The following is a 20,513-nucleotide window of genomic DNA, read 5'->3' as shown; positions in this document are numbered from 1 at the left end:
GCAGTCACATCCCTTTAGGTAGCTAATGACGGTTTTGGGGACCCGGCCGGACGCCCGGCGCACCACGGACTCGCGGCCGGACCGGTGGGCGATCCTCGCCCTGCTCTGCTCCAGCCTGCTGCTGATCGCCGTGGACGCCACCGTCCTGCACATCGCCGTGCCCGCCCTGACGGCGGACCTGGAGCCCACGGCCGTGGAGCTGCTGTGGATCATCGACGTGTATTCGCTGGTCGTCGCGCCGCTGCTCGTCGTGTTCGGTACGCTCGGCGACCGCTACGGCCGGCGGCGGCTGGTCCTGCTCGGCTATCTGGTGTTCGGCGCCGCCTCGCTCTCGGCGGCGTTCGCGGCCACCCCGGCGGCGCTCATCGTGTCCCGGGCGCTGCTCGGCGTGGGCGGGGCCATGATCATGCCGGCCACACTGTCGATCATCCGGCAGGTGTTCACCGACCGGCGGGAGCGGGCCGTGGCTCTCGGCGTGTGGAGTGCCGTCGCGGCCGGGGGCGCGGCGGTGGGGCCGCTGATCGGCGGGGCGCTGGTGGAGCACTTCCGCTGGGGCACGGTGTTCCTGATCAACGTGCCGCTGCTGGTGGTGGCGCTGCCGATCGCCGCCCGCCTGCTGCCTGAGACGCCCCGGCGGGCCGGGCACCGCTGGGACGCGCCGAGCGCGGCCCTGGCCACCCTCGGCGTGCTGTGCCTCGCGTTCGGGCTGAAGGAGGCCGGGCACGGCGCCGTGGTGGGCACCGCCGGCGCGGTGCCGATCCTGCTCGCCGGTGCCGGGCTGCTCGCGTGGTTCACCGCCCGGCAGCGCCGCCTCCCCCACCCGCTGCTGGACGTCGGGCTGTTCGCGCGCCGCGGCTTCTCCGTGGGCGTGGTCTGCGTGCTGCTCGCGGTGTTCGCCCTGGTCGGCCTGGAGCTGATGCTCGCCCAGTACCTCCAGCTCGTGCTCGGGGACGGCCCGCTGCGCGCCGCCGTACGCATGCTGCCGCTGATGGTCGCGGCCGTCGCGGGGGGCCTCAGCGCGGCGTTCCTGCTGCGGCGGCTCGGGCTGCGGGCCACCATGGCGGGCGGGCTCGGGCTCGCCGGGCTGTCCCTCACGCCGACGCTCGCGTGGGGCACCGAGCACCACCCGTGGCTGCTGTCGCTGTGCTTCGCCGGCATCGGGTTCGGCGTGCAGGCGGCGCTGCTCGCCGCGTCCGACACGATCATGGCGTGCGCGCCGGAGTCGCGTGCCGGGGGCGCGGCGGCGATCGAGGAGACGGCGTACGAACTCGGCGCGGGCCTCGGCGTCGCGGTGCTCGGCACCGTCACCACCGTCGTGTACGCCCCCGCCGTGGCCACGGTCCCCGGGGTGCCGCCCGCCGCGCTGGCCCAGGCGCGCGAGTCCCTGGCCGCCGCCGCGCACGCCGCCGCCGGGCTGCCCGGGCCGTCCGGGGCCGCGCTCCTCGCGACCGCCCGGCAGGCGTTCGTCACCGCGCTGCACTCCACGGTGCTGGTGAGCGTCGTGCTGCTCGCCCTCACCACCGCCGCGGCCCTGGCGCTGACACCCCGGGGCCGCGGGCATGACGAAGGAGATACAGGGCAATTGTCTGGGCAAGGCGGATCTACCCCAGGAGAATGGGCACCGTGAGACGAACCTTGACCGACATCGCCGCGCTGGCCGCCCGGCTCGGTGTCGGCGGCATCTTCTTCGCCAACGGCTGGCACAAACTGGAGTCCGGCCTGAACGCCACCCAGGAGCAGTTCGCCCGCATGGACGCCCCCGCGGCGCCCCTGTGGGCGGCGGGCACCATGCTCATCGAGCTCATCGGCGGCGCCCTCATGGTCGCCGGCCTGTTCGTCCCCGCCTGCGGCATCATCCTGTTCCTCGAGGCCCTGGCCGTGTTCATCCTGGTCAGCGGTGACGTGGGCCTGCCGCTCACCGGCGGCGACATCAACCTGATCGTCGCACTCGGCGCCGCGTCCGTCCTGCTGGCCGTCGTCGGCGCCGGCCGCCTCTCGGTGGACCATCTGGTCGTCATCCGCAGACGCGAAGCCGAAGTCGACGCCGAGATGGCCGCCGACACCGAGGCCGACAGCGTGATCGCCTCCTGGCGCGACTCCTCACGCCCCGCCACTCCCCCCACCGAGGACACCCCCACGGCCCCCCATCCCACCGTGAGCCACACCGATCCTCCCAAGGACAAGGACGTCAAGGGCCCGGTGACCTTCCCCGAGGGCACCACCCCCGAGCCCGACGCCACGGCCCCCCGCAAGACCCGCCCCCGCCGCACCACCAAGCCCGCCGACGGCACCACGGCGGAAAGCCCCGCCCCACCCCCGTCCACCGGCACGGACCGCCTGGTCGCCGGTCCCCGTAAGACCACCACTCCCCCGTCCGACTGAACAACGCACCGTGTCCCGGTGCGACCGGGTTCGGGTAATCAGTCGCGGTTGTGGTGGATAGGGCCGATCATTGGCGCGTGCGTCTTCCTGGATGGTTCGCCGAGAAGGTGGAGCCGACTTCTCCTGAGCAGGAGTTGCGGGTCTCCACGCTCGAGCTGTTCTTCGATCTCGTGTTCGTGTTCACGGTCACGCAGTTGACCACGTTGCTGGTGGCCGGCTTCACGGAGCCGGAGGCGGGGGCGCAGCCCGTGTCGCCGGTGGCCGGCGGGTTGCGGGTCTTGCTGGTGTTCGGGGTCATCTGGTGGATGTACTCCGGGTACGCGTGGCTGACCAACACCGTGCCGCCGGTGCGTCCGGCGCGGCGGGTGCTGGTGCTGCTGGGGATGGGGGGCTTCCTGGTCATGGCGCTGGCCATACCCCGGGCGTTCGACGGGGGCGGGTGGGCGTTCGCGCTGGGGTACCTGGTGATCGTGCTGGTGCACGCGGGGCTCTATCTGCAGGCTTCGGCGTCGTTCGTGCGGGTGGTGCCGTTCAACCTCGGGGCCACGGGGCTGCTGTTCGCGGCGGGGTTCACCGAAGGGGCGCTCGCGCATCTGCTGTGGGGGGCGGCGGTGGTGCTGGTGTGGGTGAGCCCATACTTCATCGGGCAGAAGGGGTTCCCGCTGCATCCGGCGCACATCGTGGAACGGCACGGGCTGCTGGTCATCGTGGCGCTCGGGGAGTCGGTGGTGGCGATCGGCATCGGGGCGCACGGGGCGGTGAGCCCGGCGCTGCTGGTCGCGGCGACGCTGGGGCTGGCGCTCGCGGCGTGCCTGTGGTGGGTGTACTTCGGGGGCGACGGCCCCGAGTCGGCGGAGCACGTGCTCGCCGGGGCCGGCGTGGTGCGGCGCACCCAACTGATCCTCGGCGCGTACTTCTACGCGCACATCCCCATGCTGCTCGGCATCGTCGCGGTGGCGGCGGGCGTCAAGAAGGCCCTCGGCCACCCGCTGGACCACATGCACGTCGGGCCGGCGGTCGCCCTGTCGGCCGGCGTCACGCTCTACCTGCTGGGCGACCTGCTGTACCGGCGGGTGCTCGGCCTGCCGCGGCGACAGCTCCGCGCCGCGGCCGCCGTGCTCGCGCTCGCCGCGATCCCCGTGGGCGTGGCACTGTCCGCGCTCGCCCAGCTCGCCCTGCTCACCGCGCTGCTGATCGCCGTACTCGCCACACGGGCGGAGCGAGGGAGCCGGAACACGGCAGCGGCCGGACGGCGTGGCACGCGCGCCGTCAGGCCGCCGGGCCGCCCGGCACCCGTGATCACGGGCCGGCGGGCGGGCTCCGGCGGCGTGGCTGGGCCCACACCGCCGGAGGACGGGTCAGGCCACGGAGCAGGCGTTGTCGTTCAGGATGAACGACGGCGGCCTGCCGGTCGAGCCGTTGTGCGTGGCCTGGAAGCCGAACGACGCGGTGCCGTTCGGGGCGATGGTCCCGTTGTAGCCCACGTTGCGTGCGGTGATCGCCCCGCTGGTGCCGGTGATCTGTGCGTTCCAGGAGCCCGTGATCGTCTGGCCGGACGGCAGGGTGAACGCGAGGGCCCAGCCGTTGACGGTCGAGCCGCCGGTGTTGGTGACGGTGACCTGGGCCGTGAAGCCGTTGTTCCAGGTGTTCATCACGTAGGCGACCCGGCAGGCGCCGTTGACCGTCGGGGTGACCGTGGGCGTCACCGTCGGCGTGACGGTGGGCGTGACCGTGGGGGTGACGGTGGGGGTGACCGTCGGCGTGACGGTCGGGGTGGCCGTCGGGCCGGTGGTGTCCAGGCCGAAGAACTGGATGGCCCGCATGGCCATGCCGCTGGTGGGCACGTTGTGCCCGACGCCCTGCAGGCTGATCGCCTCGACGGGCGGCTGGAGGCCGGTGCCGCCGTAACGGGTGCGGGTCCAGCCGGACTGCGGGGTGTCGGTCTGGGTCGGGGTCTGGCTCAGGCCGTGGACGTTGGTCCACTGCTTGATCTGCTCCTGGAAGTTCGGGTAGCGCAACGTGTCGTCATTGGTGCCGTGCCAGATCTGCATGCGCGGCCGGGCGCCGGAGTAGCCGGGGTAGGCGCCACGGACCAGGTCGCCCCACTGCTGCGCGGTGCGGACGAGCTGGCCGTTGGCGCACTGGCTGTTCCAGCTCGACCCGTCGGTGGTGGCGAAGCAGGCGAACGGCACGCCCGCGAACGCCGCCCCGGCCTTGAACACGTCGGGGTAGCCGCCGAGCAGGACGTTCGTCATCATGGCCCCCGAGGAGGCACCGGTGACGTACACGCGGCCGGCGTCGCCGTTGTAGCGCTGAAGCGTGTACCGGACCATCGACACGATGCCCACCGGGTCGCTGCCGCCGTCGTGCCGCAGCGCCTGGGGCGAGGACACGTCGAAGCAGGCGCCGCTGCGGGTCGCGGTCGGGTAGATGACGATGAAGCCGTACCGGTCGGCCAGCGAGGCGAACTCGGTGCCCTGGTAGAACGCCTGGCCCGAGCCGGTGCAGTAGTGCACGGCCACCAGGACCGGCGGGCGGGACTGCACGCGGTCCGGCACGTAGATGTGCATCCGCAGGTTACTGGGGTTGGTCCCGAAGCCGGTGACCTCGGTCAGCGTCGCGGCGGGCGCGGGCGACGCCACCGCGACGCCGGCGACCACGAGCGTCACCGAGGCGGCGATGCCCAGCAACACGTGTCTGATTCTCATGCGCTCGTCCTGCTCTCGGCCCGGCCGTCTCGGCGACGACCCATGACTGAAACATTCCGCAGTGTCGTCAGAAATGTTTCAGGAGGCAACGCGGCATGTCGGCGCATGACATCCAGGGAGCCGTGACCAGCGCAAGCCCCGGCAACGAGGCACGGGACAGCTGAAACTTTCGCCCCCGGGAGGGGGCGTCGGCTCAGGCGCGTGAGGGGGGCGCGGTGCTGTCGCGCAGCACGAGGTCGGTCGCCAGCTCCACCCGGTGCTGGCTCAGGGTGCCGCCCTCGGCGAGGTCGAGCACCATGCGGGCGGCGGTGGCGCCCATCTGCACCAAGGGCTGGCGCACGGTCGTCATGGGCGGCCCGGCCCAGCGGGTGAACGGCAGGTCGTCGAACCCCACCACGCTGAGGTCCTCGGGGATGCGCACGCCGGCCCGCCGCGCCGCCTCGTACACGCCGAACGCCTGCAGGTCGTTGGAGGTGAAGACGGCCGTCGGCGGGTCGGGCAGGGCCAGCAGCTCGGCGCCGTCGCGCACGCCGCCCTCGACGTACAGGGTGCTGACGCGCACCAGGTCGGGATCCACGGGCACGCCCGCGGCGTCCATGGCGGCGCGGTAGCCGTCCAGCCTGGCCCGGCAGCACGGCCACTCCACCGGACCGCAGAGCATCGCGATGCGCCGGTGCCCGAGGCCGAGCAGGTGGCGGGTGGCGGTCAGGCCGCCGCTCCAGTTGGTGGCGCCCACCGACGGCGTCTCGTGCAGCGGCTCCCCGGTGGGGTCGAGCACCACCAGGGGGATGGAGCGGGTGGCGAGCTGCGCCTGCTGCTGGGCGGTCAGCTCGGAGAACACCGCGATGACGCCGGTGGGCCGCCGGGCGAGTACCTGCTCGGTCCAGGCGCGGCCGGGCGTCAGCCTGCCCTGCATCTCGGTGAGGACGACGGCCTGCCCGCGTTCGCGCGCGACCTCCTCGACCCCGCGGATGATCTCCAGCGCCCACAGGCTCTCCAGCGCGTGGAAGACCAGCTCCAGGATGGGGAACGACACGGCGTTGTCCCTGCGCCGGTAACCGACCTCGCGGAGCACGGCCTCCACCCGTTGCCGGGTCGCGACGGCCACGCCGGTCTGCCCGTTGATGACCCGTGACACCGTGGGCGGGGAGACCCCGGCGAGAGCGGCGATGCGCGCGACCGTCAGCTCGGCGCCCTCGTCGGCCCTCACCGCTCGCCCGTGCTCTGACCGCCCGTGATCTGGCCGCCGGTGCTCTGGCGGACGGTCAGGCGGGGCGCCAGCAGGGTCGCGTCGGGCACGAAGCTTCCGTCCAGTTTGGCCATGAGCAGGCGCACGGCCTGGTGGCCCACGTCGGCGGCCGGGATGGCGACCGAGGTGAGCGGCGGGCTGGCCCGCTCGGCGACGTCGTCGGGGCAGATCGCGATCACCGAGACGTCCTCGGGCACTCGCCTGCCGAGCATGCGCAGGGTGCCGAGCACATGGTCGACGGCCGCCTCGTTGTGCACGACCAGGCCGGACAGCTCGGGATGATCGGCCAGCAGAGTGGTCACCGTCGCGGACACCTCGTCGAAGCCCTCCTCGCAGGGCAGCGCGATGGTGGTGGCGCCGTGGCCGCGTGCCGCCTCAAGAAAGCCCTCCATCGTGCGCTCGGCGTATCCGGTACCACGTTCGTACACCACACGGGGCGCGCCGAGCAACGCGATGTGACGGTGACCGAGCGTCGCGAGGTGCTCGGCGCACTCGGCCCCGGCCCGGGCGAAGTCGAGGTCGACGCACGTGAGGCCGGTGGGGTCGGCGGGGAACCCGATGAGCACGCTCGGCTCCCCGAGCTCGCGCAGCAGCGGCACGCGGGGGTCGTGGATCTCGACGTCCATGAGCACCAGGCCGTCCACCAGCGCGCTCGCGGCGACCCGCCGCAGCCCGTCGGGGCCCTCGTCGGCGGTCATCAGCAGCACGTCGTGGTCGAACTGCCGGGCCGTGGTGACCACGGAGGTGGCGAATTGCATGAGCACGGGCAGGTGCATGCCGGCCCGCAGCGGCAGCACCAGCGCGATCACGTTGGAACGTTTGCTGGCCAGGGCGCGGGCCCCGGCGTTCGGGTGGTAGCCGAGCGCGCGTACGCTGCGCATCACCCGCTGGCTGGTGGTGGCGGAGATGGCCCGCTTGCCGCTGAGCACGTAGGACACGGTGCTGACCGCGACCCCGGCGTGCTTGGCCACGTCCGCGATGGTGACCGTCCTCAACGAGCGCCCTCCGCCGCCCCGCGCGGGACGACCCGCGCCGCCTTCCGCACGGGTCCCTGCTCGGCCCGCGTCCCCGGCGCCGTCCGCGCGCCCTCGGTGCCCCGCATCCGCTGCGCTCCTTGGCTCACGGGCACCGTGCCCCCCACCGGGACGATCGTCTCGGTGAAGGCGATCTCGCTCACCGTGACCCCCTCGTTCTCGAACACCACATATAGATCGTGCACTCCGGCCGCCCCGTCGAGCGGGCAGGCCACCGACACAAGGTCGTAACGGTCGCGCGCCGGCGCCACCGACAGCGCCCCGGCCACGGGCCCGAACAGGGGGTCGTCCAGGCGCAGGGTGACCACGCCGCCCTCGGTGCTGGTGACGGTCAGGGCGCACGCGGCGGCGCCGCCGGCGAAGTCCACCTCGCGGAAGGCGATCCACGCCCCCGGCACGGCGCCCCGCACCGCGTCGCCGGCCACCCGGGCGGCGTCGCACAGCACGACTCCGTCGTACTCGTCGTTGGCGGCCGCGTCCAGGGGACGGGTGTAGGGATCGCGGGCGGGGACGCGCTCGCCGGCCACGGTGAACCGGCCGCTCAGCCGGATGTCGCGGGACGAGCGCCCCACCAGCACCGTGTGGGGGGCGTCCTCCACCACGAACCGGTCCCGCGTGACGTCCCAGAACGCGAGGTCCGCCACCTTCAGCGCCAGCGTGACGACGCGGCTCTCCCCCGGCTCCAGGCGCACCCGGGCGAAGCCGCGCAGCCGCCGCAGCGGCTGCTTCACCCGGGACCGGCGCTGGCGGGTGTAGAGCTGCACGACCTCCTCACCGGCCCGGGGCCCGGCGTTGGCGACGGTGAGCCGGACGGTCAGCACGTCGTCGGGGCCCACGGTGCCTGCGGACAGCTCCAGGCCGGAGTACTCGAACGTGGCGTAGCTCTCGCCGTGCCCGAACGGGTACAGCGGGGTGCCGCGGTAATACATGTAGGTGAAGTCCGTGGCGATGATGTCGTAGTCGAACAGGTCGGGCAGCTCGCGGGCCGAGCGGTACCAGGTCTGGGTGAGGCGACCGGCGGGGTCGGCGTCGCCGAACAGCACGTCAGCGAGCGCGTGGCCGTACTCCTGCCCGCCGTGCGCGGACCACAGGATCGCGGGCAGCTCGTCGTCGAGGGCGGTCACCGCGAACGGGTAGCCGCTGCTGATCACCAGCACGGTGGCGGGGTTGGCGGCGTGCACGGCCCGCACCAGCGCCTCCTGGGCGGGCGGCAGCGCGAGGTCGGCGCGGTCCTCGGTCTCCCTGCCGTTGACCAGCGGGTGGTCCCCCGCGATCACGACGGCGACGTCGGCGCGTGCGGCGAGCTCGGCGGCGGCCTGTGCGCCGCTCGCCACGGGCTCCAGGGTGAGCACGACGGCGGCGTCGGGGTCGTCGGCGAGGCGCAGCGTGCCGTCCGGCGCCAGCTCCACGTGCCGGCCGGTGGAGATGTGCCGCAGCGCGAGCGCGCCGCGGCGGCGCTCGTCCAGGCGGAAGGTCTGGCGCACCTCCCAGCCGTTCGGCCCCGGCTGGTCGTTGACCAGCACGCCGTCGTCGCCCGCCGAGACGTACCTGCCGTTGGCCGCGGCCCGCAGCGCGTAGGCGCCGCCGCCCCAGTCGAACAGGTCGAACCACGTGGTCCGCGGCTCGGCGCCCTGCCGCACCTTCAGGGGGCCGCCGCCGAGGTCCTCCGCGGCGGTCACCGGGCCGCCGGGGGCGTGCAGGGCGACGCGGTCCACGCCTTCGCAGAACTCGGTCTCGCACCGCGCCGCGAGGCCCGCGCGGGCGGTGACCGCGTACGGCAGGGTGCCGCTGTACCAGTCCTCCATCAGCGTGTCGGCGAGCTGCCCGATGACCGCGACCTTCGCGGGGCGGCGGAACGGCAGCAGGCCGTCGTTCTTGAGCAGCACGAACGACCGGGTGGCGGCCCGGCGGGCCAGTGCCTGGTGCTCGGGGCTGTTGACGACCTCCTCGGTGATGTCGTCGTACGGTGTCGCCTGGTCGAACTCGCCGAGCCGGAAGCGGATCGAGAGCGTGTGGCGCACGGCGGTGTCGATGTCGTCCTCGCCGAGCAGGCCCCGCGCGAGCGCGGTCCGCAGGTGGCCGAGCGTGGCCTCGGGCCGGTCGTCGTCCTGGGTGAAGCTGTCGGTGCCCGCCCGCACGGCCGCCGCGTACGCCTCGGCCGGGTCGCCGTAGTAGTCCTGCTGGCCGGTGAGGTTGGCGGGGGCGTAGGCGTCGCTGACCACCAGCAGGTCGCCGGTGGTCCAGCCGCGCACGACGTCGTTGATCAGCGGGCTGAGCATCGCGGGGCGGCCGTTGACCAGGTTGTAGGACGGCATCAGCGACACCGCGGCGCCCGCCTGGACGGCCGGGCGGAACGCCTCCAGCTCGTACTCGTGCAGCACGCGGGGCGGCAGGTTGCTGGAGGTGACGCAGCGGTCGGTCTCGTTGTTGTAGGCCAGGAAGTGCTTGAGCGTCGGGGCGGTGCGCAGCACCCGGTGCTCGCCGCGCAGGCCCCGGGCGAACGCGGTGCCCATGACGCCGGTCAGCCAGGGGTCCTCGGAGTAGCCCTCCTCGTTGCGGCCCCAGCGCGGGTCGCGCAGCGGGTTGACGACCGGCGCCCAGACGTTGAGCCCGGCACCCGCGGGGTCCTTGCGGTGGAAGGCCACCACCTCGTCGCCCGTTGCGGCACCGACCTCCCGCACGAGGTCGGGGTCCCAGGTGCTGGCCAGGCCGACGGCCTGCGGGAAGACCGTCGCGGGCCCGAGCCAGGCGAGGCCGTGCAGCGCCTCGGTCCCGGTGCGGAAGGGGCCGAGGCCGAGGCGCGGGACGGCCGCCTGGTACTGGTGCAGCAGGCCGAGCTTCTCGTCCAGGGTGAGCCGGGAGAGGAGGTCGGCGACCCGGGCCGGCAGGGGCAGGCCGGGGTCGCGGAAGGTGCCTGGCACCGGTTCGTTCATCGGGACCGTCCTTCGTTTCACCGAGTTGGCACGTGGAGGCGCTTCACGCGAACGGCGGCAGCGGAATCGAAGCGGTTCGAGCAGATACGTCCGTCGAAGCGCTTCGATGAGGCTGGGCAAAGGTTTCCGCGGTGTTACATGTGGGGTTTTCCTGAAGACTGCCGTTTCGCGGGGCTCCGGTCAAGAGTCGTTTTCCCGGCTCCACAGGTCCCGGTCAGCCCGCGCTACCCCGTGGCCGGCAGTCGCCCCGAGTCGATGGAGTCGAGCAGCCGCGCCGCCGCGCCGAGGGCCGACGCGCCGTACCCGAGGGTGGAGGCGACCAGCTCGGTGCCCCCCGCCTCGGGGGCGAAGCTGAGCCGGGCGAGCTCCTCGCGCGCGGCGGGCAGCACCCACGGGGTGAGCGCGGCGTAGTAGCCGCCGAGCACCACGACCTGCGGGTTCAGCACGTTGGCGAGGACGGCGACGCCCTTGCCGAGCGCGCGGCCCGCCTCGTCGAGGGTGGCGAGCACCACCGGGTCGCCCGCCCGGGCGCGGCGCACGATCTCGTCGACCTCCGGCTCCAGCTCGGCGGGCGTGGCGTCCGGCGCGGTGTGCCGCAACACGGCGCCGAGCCCCGCGACGGCCTCCAGGCAGCCGCGGCGCCCGCAGCGGCACTCGGGGCCCGCGGAGTCGATCGGGATGTGGCCCACCTCGCCGGCGAACCCCCGGCCGCCGCGGCGCAGCCGGCCGTCCATGATCACGCCGGCGCCGACGCCGATCTCGCCCGTCAGGTACACGAGGTCCCCGGCGGCGCCGTGCGGGCCGAAGCGGTGCTCGGCGAGCGCGGCGAGGTTGGCGTCGTTGTCGACCAGGACAGGGAAGCCGGGGTCGCGCAGCGCCTTGGTGAGGTCGCCCGCGAGGTCGACGTCCCGCCAGCCGAGGTTGGGCGCGATGCGGACCGAGCCGCTCACGTCCACGAGGCCCGGCACCGCGACGGTGAGGCCGAGCACCTGGCGGGCCTCCTTGTCCATGCGGTTCAGCACCCTGCGGGCCAGCGCGGCGATGGCCGCGACGGCCTGGCCGGGGGTGGCGGTGGCGCCGGGGAAGGTGCGGCGCCACGACAGCAGCTCGGTGCCCGCGAGGTCCACGGCGACCGCCGTCAGGTAGTCGACGTTCGCCTCAAGGCCGATGGCGGCGTACGGCGAGCCGTCGAGCACCAGCATGGTGGCCGGCCGGCCGACGCGGTTCTCGGACAGGCCGGTCTCCCGCAGCAGGCGGCGGTCGATGAGGTCGGCGACGAGGCTCGACACGGTGGCCTTGTTCAGGCCGGTGGACGCGGCGATGTCGGCGCGGGAGCAGGGGGCGTTCTGCCGGACGAAGCGCAGCACGACCGCGAGGTTGGTGGCCCGGACGTCGGCGAAGTCCGCCGGTTGAGGGCCCGTGTGCGTGTTGATCAAAATCAGCCCCGTTCCCGCTGTGCCCCGGTGGGCTCATCATGCCTCATCATCGAGCGGTGGGTCATGCCTCAACCCGGCGCGCTCCCCGGCGCCGCTTTCGGCCGGCCGGGCCGCCGTCCCTTGTGGCGCACGTCACGCTGGTCTAATTTGTTTGGTCATAAGACGAACTAACTCTACCTCGTAGCCCGCCCGGGCCGACACCCCTGACGAGACACCTGACCTGAAACCGAAAGGGGAAGTGTCGTGGAACACCCCCCGCATAGCGGCCCCGCGCACCTCCGTACCACCCGCCGGGGCTTCCTCGGCCTCGCCGGCCTCGGTGCCGCCGCCATCGCAGGCGGCGGCCTCACGGCCTGCTCGACTCCCGCCACCCGCCGCCCCGGCGGTGGCAGCGGCGCCACCGCGGCCGCCGCCGACAAGCTCAGGAGCCTGACCCCGGCGTACGTGCCCTACCCCGGCGTCGCCCCCGACGTGCCCGGCACCGTCTCCACGCTGCCCGGCGTGCCCGGCATCGGCGGCGGCTACCTGAAGTACCCCGCCAGTGCCACCGACGCGGTGACCGCCGCGGGCACGGGCGGCCGGTACACCGCCATGACGCCGCTGTGGGGGCCGCCGCCCCCCGGGCTGGCGGACAACTCCTACTTCCAGGCGTGCAACGCCGACATCGGCGCCACCATCCAGTTCCAGATCGCCGACGGCATCACCTACGGCGACAAGGCCACCGCGCGGCTCGCGGCCGGGGACATCCCGGAGCTGATGGTGGTCCCGCAGTGGGAGATCGAGAAGATGGCCGACTTCAACCTGGCCGTCGACAAGGCGTTCGAGGATCTCACGCCGTACCTGCAGGGCGACAAGGTCAAGGCGTACCCGATGCTCGCCAACCTGCCGACGCCGTCGTGGGAGTTCGCGGTGTTCAACGGCAAGCTGATGGCGGTGCCGTTCCCCACCGAGCCCTATCCCTTCGCCCTGCTGTACCGCAAGGACCTGTTCGCGAAGAACCCCGGCTGGGCCCTGCCGAAGAGCGCCGACGAACTGTTCGAACTGGGCAAGGCGATCACCGACCCGAAGGCGCGGCGCTGGGCGTTCGGCGACATCCACGAGATGTTGTGGCCGGTCTTCCGGGTGCCCCAGGAGTGGCGCTACCAGAACGGGAAGCTGGAGTTCAAGTACGAGACGCCCGAGTGGGAGCAGTGCATCGCGTTCATGCGGCGGCTGTTCGAAGCCAAACTGATCCACCCGAACGTCACCAGCAGCAAGGGCACCAGCGAGAAGGACCTGTTCGCCTCCGGCCAGTTACTCGTGTACCGCGACGGCCTCGGGGCGTGGAAGGAACTGCTCCAGCAGCACCGCGGCAAGAACCCCGACTTCGCGATCGGCGCCCTGCCGCTGTTCGCGCACGACGGCGGCACGCCGATCATGTACCACAACAACCCGGCGGGCATCTTCACCTTCGTCAAGAAGGGCCTCGGCGCGGAGAAGATGAAGGAGATCCTCGGCATCCTGAACTGGTGCGCCGCGCCGTTCGGCACCAAGGAGTACGAGCTCGCCACCTACGGCGTGGAGGGCAAGCACTTCGAGCGCGACCAGTCGGGGGTGCCGCAGCCCACCGACCTCGGGCGCAAGGAGATCGCCCCGTCGTACGTCTTCCTCGGCGGGCGGCCGATCGTGGCCGAGTTCGTCGCCTACCCCGACGCGGTGCGCGACAGCGTCACCTGGCAGAACGAGAACTTCAAGTACATCGAGAAGACGCCACTGGACGGCATACGCCACCAGCGGCCGTCCAAGATGTCGGGGCTGCAGATCCCCACCGAGGACAAGTTCACCGACGTCATGCGCGGACGCCGGCCGCTGAGCGACATCAAGAAGATCGTCGAGGAGTGGCGGCGGGACGGCGGCGACGAGGCGAGGGACTTCTACATGAAGGTCCTGCGGGACAACGGCCGTGCGTAGAGGCGGCCGTGGGGCGCGGCGGCACGGGCGGCCCGTGTGACCCAGGAGACGACGAAGACCGGCCCGGCGGGTGACCTGACCTCACCCGCCGGAACCGGCACCCTTAACTCTGTCCGGAACAGGGGTGCCAAGGCAAGCCGCTACGGCGGAAAATCCCGGATGACCGGCAAAGAGTCGGCCCCGCACCCGCTGCGGGCCCGGCTGCGGCGCGACTGGCCGCTGCTGCTGATGACCGCCCCGGCCGTCGGGTTGCTGCTGCTCTTCCACTACGTGCCCCTGCTCGGCAACGTCATCGCGTTCCAGGACTACTCGCCGTACGTCGGGTTCGCCGACAGCCCGTGGGTCGGGTTCGCCAACTTCCAGTGGCTGCTGCTGGACCAGAGCTTCTGGGACGCGACGCTCAACACGCTCGGCATCACGACGTTCCAACTGGTCTTCTACTTCCCGGTGCCGATCGCCCTCGCGATCCTGCTGGACAGCGTGGTGCGGCCCAAGGTGCGGCTGCTGGTGCAGAGCGTCGTGTACATGCCGCACTTCTTCTCGTGGGTGCTGGTGGTCACGCTGTTCCAGCAGATGCTGGGCGGCGCCGGTCTGGTCTCGCAGATCCTGCGCGAGCACGGCCACGAGGGCATCGACCTGATGACGAACCCCGACACCTTCCTGCTGCTCGTCACCGGCGAGACGGTCTGGAAGGACGCCGGGTGGGGCACCATCATCTTCCTCGCCGCGCTGGCCGCCATCGACCGCAACCTGTACGAGGCGGCGGCGGTGGACGGCGCGGGGCGGTGGCGGCGCATGTGGCACATCACGCTGCCCGGCCTGCGCCCGGTGGTGATCCTGCTGCTGATCCTGCGGCTCGGCGACGCGCTCAACGTCGGCTTCGAGCAGTTCTTCATCCAGCGGGACGCCGTAGGACGCGACGCCGCCGAGGTGCTGGACACCTTCGTGTACTGGCGCACGCTCACCACCGGCGAGTGGAGTTACGGCGCGGCGGCGGGCATGGTCAAGGGCCTGGTCGGGCTGGCGCTGATCCTGGTCGCCAACAAGGTGGCCCACCGGTTCGGCGAGCAGGGCATCTACAAGCGGACATGAGAGCGGACGGCATGGCGATTTCGACGGCCCGGCCCCTGTGGGACGAGCGGCCGAGCGTGGCGGGACGGCTGGTCAAGGGCGTGATCCTCACGCTGATCGTGGCGAGCGTGCTGTTCCCGATCTACATGGTGGTGCTGACCAGCCTGTCCCCGCAGGAGGCGGTGACCCGGGCGGGCGGCCTCGTCACCGTGCCGGGGGAGCTGACGCTCGGCGCCTACCGGGAGCTGTTCTCCGGCGGTGTGGTGACCCGCGCGGTGGTGGTCAGCCTCGCCGTCACGGGCGCGGGCACGGCCATCAGCCTGTCGGTGACGGTGCTCGCGGCGTACGGCCTGTCGCGGCCGGGGTCGCTGCTGCACCGGCCACTGCTGTTCACCATCCTCGCGACCTACCTGTTCGGGCCCGGCATGATCCCGAACTACCTGCTGGTCAGCTCGCTCGGGCTGATCGACAGCTACTGGGCGCTGATCCTGCCGTCGGCGGTGGCGGCGTTCAACCTCGTGGTGATGCGGGCGTTCTTCATGAACATCCCCGGCGAGATCATCGACAGCGCCCGCATCGACGGCGCCGGGGAGTTCCGCATCCTCGGGCGGATCGTGCTGCCCATCTCCAAGGGCGTCGTCGCGGTGATCGGCATGTTCTACGCCGTCGGGTACTGGAACTCGTTCTTCAACGCGGTCCTGTACCTCAACGACAACGCCAAGTGGCCGCTGCAGGTGGTGCTGCGGCAGTACGTGCTGCAGGGCCAGTCGCTGGTGGTCGGCCAGACCAGTGACACCATCGCCGGCGAGCCGCTGCCGCCCAGCCTGGCCATCCAGATGGCGATCGTGGTGCTGGCGCTGATCCCGGTGCTGTTCGTCTACCCGTTCGTGCAGCGCCACTTCACCAAGGGCGTCATCATCGGCGCCGTGAAGGGGTGACGCTCAGCGCACGCCGGCGCCGACCCGGTCCACGATCTCGGTGATCCCCTGCGACCGGGCACAGTGCGCGCAGCAGTACCAGTGGCCGTTCGCCTCCACGCCGTGCCCGATGATCCGGCAGCCGCAGTGCTCGCAGGCCGGCGCCATGCGCTGGATCGCGCACTCGAAGCTGTCGAACGTGTGCACACCGCCCCTCGCATGGACTTCGAAGCTCATATCATAATCATTTCCACATACTTCGCATCTTGCCATGTTCGCCCCCTTAGTCCTCTAACCACTCAGCTACCCACGAAAAGCGGTAAGAGGCTGCCGGGCATGTGCTTCGGTACGCATAATTGATGATCTAGGGACCTACTTTTTAAGGAGAATCCCGATATGCCGCAGGTCTTGCCCCTGCAATCGGACGATCCCTCCGAGCTGGGTGCATATCACATCGTCGGCAGGATCGGTGAAGGTGCGAGAAGCATCGTCTACCTGGCGAAAGGCCCGTCGTCGAGCGACCACGTCGCGATCAAGCTCCTGCACGAGGACACCCACGGCGCCGAAGGCTTCCTCGCCAAGATCGAGGAACTCCGGCAGGTCTCGGCGTTCTGCACCGCGCAGGTCCTGGAGACCGGGCAGTCAGGCGGGCGGCCGTACGTGGTCAGCGAGTACATCGACGGACCCACGCTTCAGGCGGCCGTCGAGACGGACGGGCCGCTGCGCGGGCCCGCGCTGCACCGCCTCGCCATCGGCACCATGACCGCGCTCGTCGCCATCCACCAAGCCGGCGTCGTGCACCGCGAGTTCAGCCCCACCAGCGTGCTGCTCGGACCGGACGGCCCCCGCGTCATCGACTTCGGCATCGCGCAGGCGCTCGACGCGGGGATGGAGAGCACCACACGCTCGGTGGGCACCCCCGCGTACCTCACACCCGAGCAGCTCGAAGGCGCGCCGATCGGGCCCGCGGCGGACATGTTCGCCTGGGGCGCCACCATGCTGTTCGCCGCGTCCGGGCGGGCGCCGTTCGACGCGGGCTCGATGTCGGCGACCATCAACCGGGTGCTGCGCGACGAGCCCGACCTCAGCGTGCTGGACGACGACCTGCTCAACCTCGTCGCCGGCTGCCTGGCCAAGGACCCCACCCGGCGTCCCAGCGCCAGCGAGGCCCTGCTGCGGCTGGTCGGCCACTCCCAGATCCTCGCCACGCTGGAGGCACCCGCCGCCGAACCCGCCCGTCCCCCGGCGGACCCCTCGGCGGCTCCCCCGCCGCCCGCCGCCCTCGGCGCCCCGCAGGCACCCGCCGCCCTCGGGACCCCGCCGCCGCCCGACCCCGCGAGCCGGGTCGACTTCCTGCCCCCGCCGTCCCGGCCGGCCGCGGGACGCCGCCGCGGCCTGATGCTCACCGCCGCCGCCGTCGCCATCGCGGTGGTGTCCGGCGGCACGGTCTACGCCCTCACCGGCCGGCCGGCCCCGGCGCCCCGGCCCACCACGCAGGCCGCGCCGCCGCCCACGCCGCTGCCCGCGCCGTCGGCATCGGTCATCGAGGCGTCGCCCAGCCCGCCCCCCAAGGCGACCAAGAAGATCACCACACCGGACGTGCCGATCACCGTGCACGAGCACCCGTCCGACCCGGTGCGGCTTGTGTCCTACTTCGTCCAGGACAACGACAAGAAGCAGTACGCGTCGTACGTGCGCGACCTCGGCAAGGACACCTTCACCGTCGTGGGCAGGAACGCCGACTTCGGCGACCCGACCGTCTCACCCGACGGCAACTGGGTGGCGGTCAACCCGTGGCTGAAGTTCGCCGCGTCCAATTACGACTCGGCCGGCTTCATCAACCGCACGACCGGCGAGAAGTTCTCCGTGGACACCCTCAAGGAGCCGCTGCGCGGCCTGTCGGGCACCTGGTCGCGCGACAGCAGGCACTACCTGCTCACCGTCTACAACTTCGACGTGGACAAGGAGACCCAGTACCCGGCCGGGTTCGTCGTGGTGGACGTGCAGACGCGCAAGGCGACCGCCGTGATGACCGACGACGAGCGGGACGGCTACGGCAACTTCGACTTCAGCCCCGACGGCACCACGGTCGCCGGCGCCTACGAGGGCAAGGGGAAGGTACGGTTCGGCCTGCGGTTCCGCACCCTGGACGGCAAGGTCGGGCGGACCATGCCATGGGTGGGGCTGATCCCCGGGCCCGGCCTCTTCTCGCCCTCGGGCACCTCGTTCTACACCTACTGCCCGGACAAGAACTCCGACTCCGGCATCTGCGTGTGGAACCTGGCGTCCGGCAACCGCACGGCCACCATCCCCTCGTTCAGCGACGAGGCGTCGGTGCAGGGCTGGTGGGACGAGGGCCATCTGATCGTCTACGACCCGCGCAAGGAGACCAAGAAGTACGTGGTGATCGACTTCCACGGGAAGATCCAGCGCACCCTCGTCGAGGTCGACAAGAAGGCGAAGGACATCACCCACCAGCTCCGGTTCGCGGCGAAGTAGCGGGACCGTGACGAGAATCGCTCCCCTGCGGCCCGGCGACCCCGGCGACATCGGCGGCTACGAGCTGGTGGGACGGGTCGGTGAGGGAGGCCAGGGGTCGGTCTACCTCGGCACCGCGCCCACCGGCGAGCAGTTCGCGATCAAGGTGCTGCGGCGCGGGCTGGTCCCCGGCGCCGAGGACCCCGAGGCCCCCGGGCGGTTCCAGCGGGAGACCGAGATCCTGCGGCGGGTGGCACCGTTCTGCACGGCCCAGGTCGTGGAGAGCGGGACCGCCGAGGGAAGGCCGTACATCGTCAGCGAGTACATCGAGGGCCCCACGCTGCAGCAGAGCGTCGAGCAGGACGGGCCGCTGCGCGGGGCCCGGCTGCGGCGCCTCGCGGTGGGCACCATGACCGCGCTCACCGCGATCCACCGGGCCGATGTGGTGCACCGCGACTTCAAGCCGAGCAACGTGCTGCTCAGCCGGGACGGCCCCCGGGTGATCGACTTCGGCATCGCCCGCGCCATGGACACCTCCGCCACCGGGTCCGGGGCCATCGGCACCCCGCCGTACATGGCGCCCGAGCAACTCGACGGGGCGCCGGTGGAACCGCCCGCCGACCTGTTCTCCTGGGGCTCCACCATGGTGTTCGCGGCGACGGGCCGCCCGCCGTTCGGCATGGACTCCCTGCCCGCCGTGATCAACCGCATCCTGCACCGGGAGCCCGACCTCGGCGACCTGGAGGGGGACCTGCGCGACCTGATCGCCGACTGCCTCTCCAAGAACCCCGCCGCCCGCCCCACGGCCCGCGACGCCCTGCTGCGCCTGCTCGGCGCCCAGGGCCGCCCGGCCGGCGCCGACCTGCTCTCCGCCGGCACCGCCGCCGCCTCCGACACCCCCCAGCGCACCACCGCCCTCGCCGGGCCCCCGGCGCACGGGGCACCCTTGGGACAGGCGGCGTCCCCGTGGCAGCGTCCCGGCGGGCCGGTGTCCACCGACCCCGGCACCGCCACGTTCACCACCGAGCCCGAGGGCCTGGCCCGGACCCGCAGGCCCCTGTGGATCGCGGCCGCCGTCGCGTTCGCCCTGGTCTGCGCCGCCCTGGCTTATGTGCTGATCCCCCGCGACACCAGCGGCCCCGTCGCCAGGCCCACCACCCCCGTCACCTCGCCACCTGCGCCCATCCCCGAGGTGACGGCCGCACCCCCGGCCTCCACCGAGGAGATCCGGCTGCCCGGCACCAAGACCACCCTGCACGAGAACCCCGATGACCGGACGCGGATGACCTCGTTCATGTACCTGGGCGAGAGTGAGTCCAAGTCCTTCGCCCGCGACGCCCAGCGCGAGTTCGAGTCCACCGGCCCCTACCAGGAGCCCCTGGTGTCCCCCGACGGCACCTGGCTGGCCGTCCTGCCGTGGCTGAAGGGCTCGCTGCCGCAGACGTACGACCAGGTCCGCCTGGTGGAGCGCTCGACCGGGCGGGAGTTCGTGGTCCGCCTGACCGACAAACCCCTGCAGAACTTCAGCCCCTACTGGTCCTCCGACAGCCGGCGCCTGCTGCTGACGACCTACGAGGTCTCCCCCACCAACCAGCGAACCTCGGTGGGCTTCGTCGTCGTCGACCGCGACACCGCCACCGCGAGACCGGTCTCCCTCCGCACCCCCGGCGCCGCCGCCTACTCCTTCATGTGGGCCCCCGGCGAGACGAGCGTCGCCCAGCGCTACAGAGAAGGCCGGACCTCCGGCATGCGCTTCTACGACCTGACCGGCAAGGTCCTGCGCAGCATCCCCGACACCGGCGACCCGATAGACCGCGAGAGCACGTTCTCCCCCGCCGGAAAGCTCTTCGCCACCTTCTGCCCCGACGTCTTCGCCACCGCCTGCATCTGGGACACCACCACCGGCCGCCGCGTCACCACCGTCCCCCTCCCCACCCGCCGCACCATAATCGGCTGGTACAACGACGCCCACCTGATCATCACCGACCTGACCAAGTCCCCCGCCCGCGTGACCGCCACCAACTTCAAGGGCACCCCGGTCCGCCTACTGGCCGAGATCCCCCAGACAGAACTGACAGGCGACCCCAACCGCCTGATCCCCCGCTACGGCCCCAACCCCAACAACTGACCCCCTGGTCACTGGCCGGCCCGAACACGAACGACCGGCCCCCCACAACCGGACCCCGAGACCGGACCCGGAGACCAGACCGGACGGGGTCACGTCCAGCGGAGTGGTGTATGAGTTGATCTCTGCGTGATCCTGTTTCTGCAGGTTAAGCGGTGAGTGTGTGCGGGTGTGGGTTCTTGTGGGGTGTGTCGCCTGGGATGAGGCGGAGCCGGGTTCTGGCCAGGATT

The 20,513-nt window shown here is 72.1% G+C and carries 15 protein-coding genes; 7 read left to right on the top strand and 8 right to left on the bottom strand.

The features are described from left to right. The first annotated feature begins 25 nt into the window (after positions 1-25). Together ABGB17_RS22510 and ABGB17_RS22505 are read left to right on the top strand one after the other, a co-directional pair. Complete coding sequence (locus tag ABGB17_RS22510; RefSeq protein ID WP_347632633.1) at positions 26-1,627, top strand: MFS transporter; 1,602 nt, start codon at positions 26-28, stop codon at positions 1,625-1,627. Continuing rightward, on the top strand, positions 1,624-2,382 hold the full coding sequence (locus ABGB17_RS22505; protein WP_347632631.1) for a DoxX family membrane protein: 759 nt from the start codon (positions 1,624-1,626) through the stop codon (positions 2,380-2,382). The genes ABGB17_RS22510 and ABGB17_RS22505 overlap by 4 nt, the downstream gene beginning before the upstream one ends. Before the next feature lie 67 nt (positions 2,383-2,449). Here the strand turns inward: ABGB17_RS22505 and ABGB17_RS22500 are convergent, their stop codons facing one another. The 7 genes from ABGB17_RS22500 to ABGB17_RS22470 form a co-directional block, all read right to left on the bottom strand. After that, the gene (locus ABGB17_RS22500; RefSeq protein WP_347632629.1) at positions 2,450-2,785 is read right to left on the bottom strand and encodes a hypothetical protein; all 336 of its coding nucleotides are present in this window, start codon (positions 2,783-2,785) and stop codon (positions 2,450-2,452) included. 87 nt (positions 2,786-2,872) lie between these two features. Beyond that, a complete protein-coding gene (locus tag ABGB17_RS22495) occupies positions 2,873-3,274 on the bottom strand; it encodes a hypothetical protein (protein ID WP_347632627.1) in 402 nt (133 codons plus the stop codon). A 466-nt stretch (positions 3,275-3,740) separates the two neighbouring features. Continuing rightward, on the bottom strand, positions 3,741-5,090 hold the full coding sequence (locus ABGB17_RS22490; protein WP_347632625.1) for a PHB depolymerase family esterase: 1,350 nt from the start codon (positions 5,088-5,090) through the stop codon (positions 3,741-3,743). Positions 5,091-5,283: 193 nt separating this feature from the next. Next, entirely contained in the window at positions 5,284-6,300 is a 1,017-nt protein-coding gene (locus ABGB17_RS22485) for a LacI family DNA-binding transcriptional regulator (protein WP_347632623.1), read from the bottom strand. Then, positions 6,297-7,334 carry a LacI family DNA-binding transcriptional regulator gene (locus tag ABGB17_RS22480; RefSeq protein ID WP_347632621.1) on the bottom strand — a complete coding sequence of 346 codons (1,038 nt, stop codon included), beginning with the start codon at positions 7,332-7,334 and terminating at the stop codon, positions 6,297-6,299. The genes ABGB17_RS22485 and ABGB17_RS22480 overlap by 4 nt, the downstream gene beginning before the upstream one ends. Then, positions 7,331-10,306, bottom strand: a complete 2,976-nt coding sequence (locus ABGB17_RS22475; RefSeq protein ID WP_347632619.1) for a glycoside hydrolase family 3 C-terminal domain-containing protein — start codon at positions 10,304-10,306, stop codon at positions 7,331-7,333. Before ABGB17_RS22475 ends, ABGB17_RS22480 begins: the two co-directional genes overlap by 4 nt. A gap of 224 nt (positions 10,307-10,530) precedes the next feature. After that, positions 10,531-11,742: an ROK family transcriptional regulator gene (locus ABGB17_RS22470; RefSeq protein ID WP_347632617.1), complete on the bottom strand. Its 1,212-nt coding sequence runs from the start codon at positions 11,740-11,742 to the stop codon at positions 10,531-10,533. A 243-nt stretch (positions 11,743-11,985) separates the two neighbouring features. Here ABGB17_RS22470 and ABGB17_RS22465 point away from each other — a divergent pair, with 243 nt between their 5' ends. The 3 genes from ABGB17_RS22465 to ABGB17_RS22455 all read left to right on the top strand — a co-directional run bounded on the left by ABGB17_RS22465 (position 11,986) and on the right by ABGB17_RS22455 (position 15,701). Next, complete coding sequence (locus tag ABGB17_RS22465) at positions 11,986-13,692, top strand: extracellular solute-binding protein (protein WP_347632615.1); 1,707 nt, start codon at positions 11,986-11,988, stop codon at positions 13,690-13,692. 159 nt (positions 13,693-13,851) lie between these two features. Further along, positions 13,852-14,784, top strand: a complete 933-nt coding sequence (locus ABGB17_RS22460) for an ABC transporter permease subunit (RefSeq protein WP_347632613.1) — start codon at positions 13,852-13,854, stop codon at positions 14,782-14,784. 11 nt (positions 14,785-14,795) lie between these two features. Continuing rightward, the gene (locus tag ABGB17_RS22455) at positions 14,796-15,701 is read left to right on the top strand and encodes a carbohydrate ABC transporter permease (protein ID WP_347632611.1); all 906 of its coding nucleotides are present in this window, start codon (positions 14,796-14,798) and stop codon (positions 15,699-15,701) included. Positions 15,702-15,704: 3 nt separating this feature from the next. On the opposite strand, the gene ABGB17_RS22450 is transcribed toward ABGB17_RS22455, so the two are convergent. After that, positions 15,705-15,953 carry a hypothetical protein gene (locus ABGB17_RS22450; protein ID WP_347632609.1) on the bottom strand — a complete coding sequence of 83 codons (249 nt, stop codon included), beginning with the start codon at positions 15,951-15,953 and terminating at the stop codon, positions 15,705-15,707. A 123-nt stretch (positions 15,954-16,076) separates the two neighbouring features. Here ABGB17_RS22450 and ABGB17_RS22445 point away from each other — a divergent pair, with 123 nt between their 5' ends. Next, positions 16,077-18,179 (top strand): serine/threonine-protein kinase, encoded by a 2,103-nt coding sequence (locus ABGB17_RS22445; protein WP_347632607.1) that lies wholly within the window; start codon positions 16,077-16,079, stop codon positions 18,177-18,179. Positions 18,180-18,186: 7 nt separating this feature from the next. After that, positions 18,187-20,286, top strand: coding sequence for a protein kinase (locus ABGB17_RS22440; protein WP_347632604.1), 2,100 nt, complete (start codon positions 18,187-18,189; stop codon positions 20,284-20,286). The last annotated feature ends 227 nt before the right edge of the window (positions 20,287-20,513 follow it).

The sequence above is a fragment of the Sphaerisporangium sp. B11E5 genome (genome assembly GCF_039871875.1).
Classification (GTDB): Bacteria; Actinomycetota; Actinomycetes; order Streptosporangiales; family Streptosporangiaceae; genus Sphaerisporangium.
This window is presented reverse-complemented; position numbering and strand designations above follow the sequence as displayed.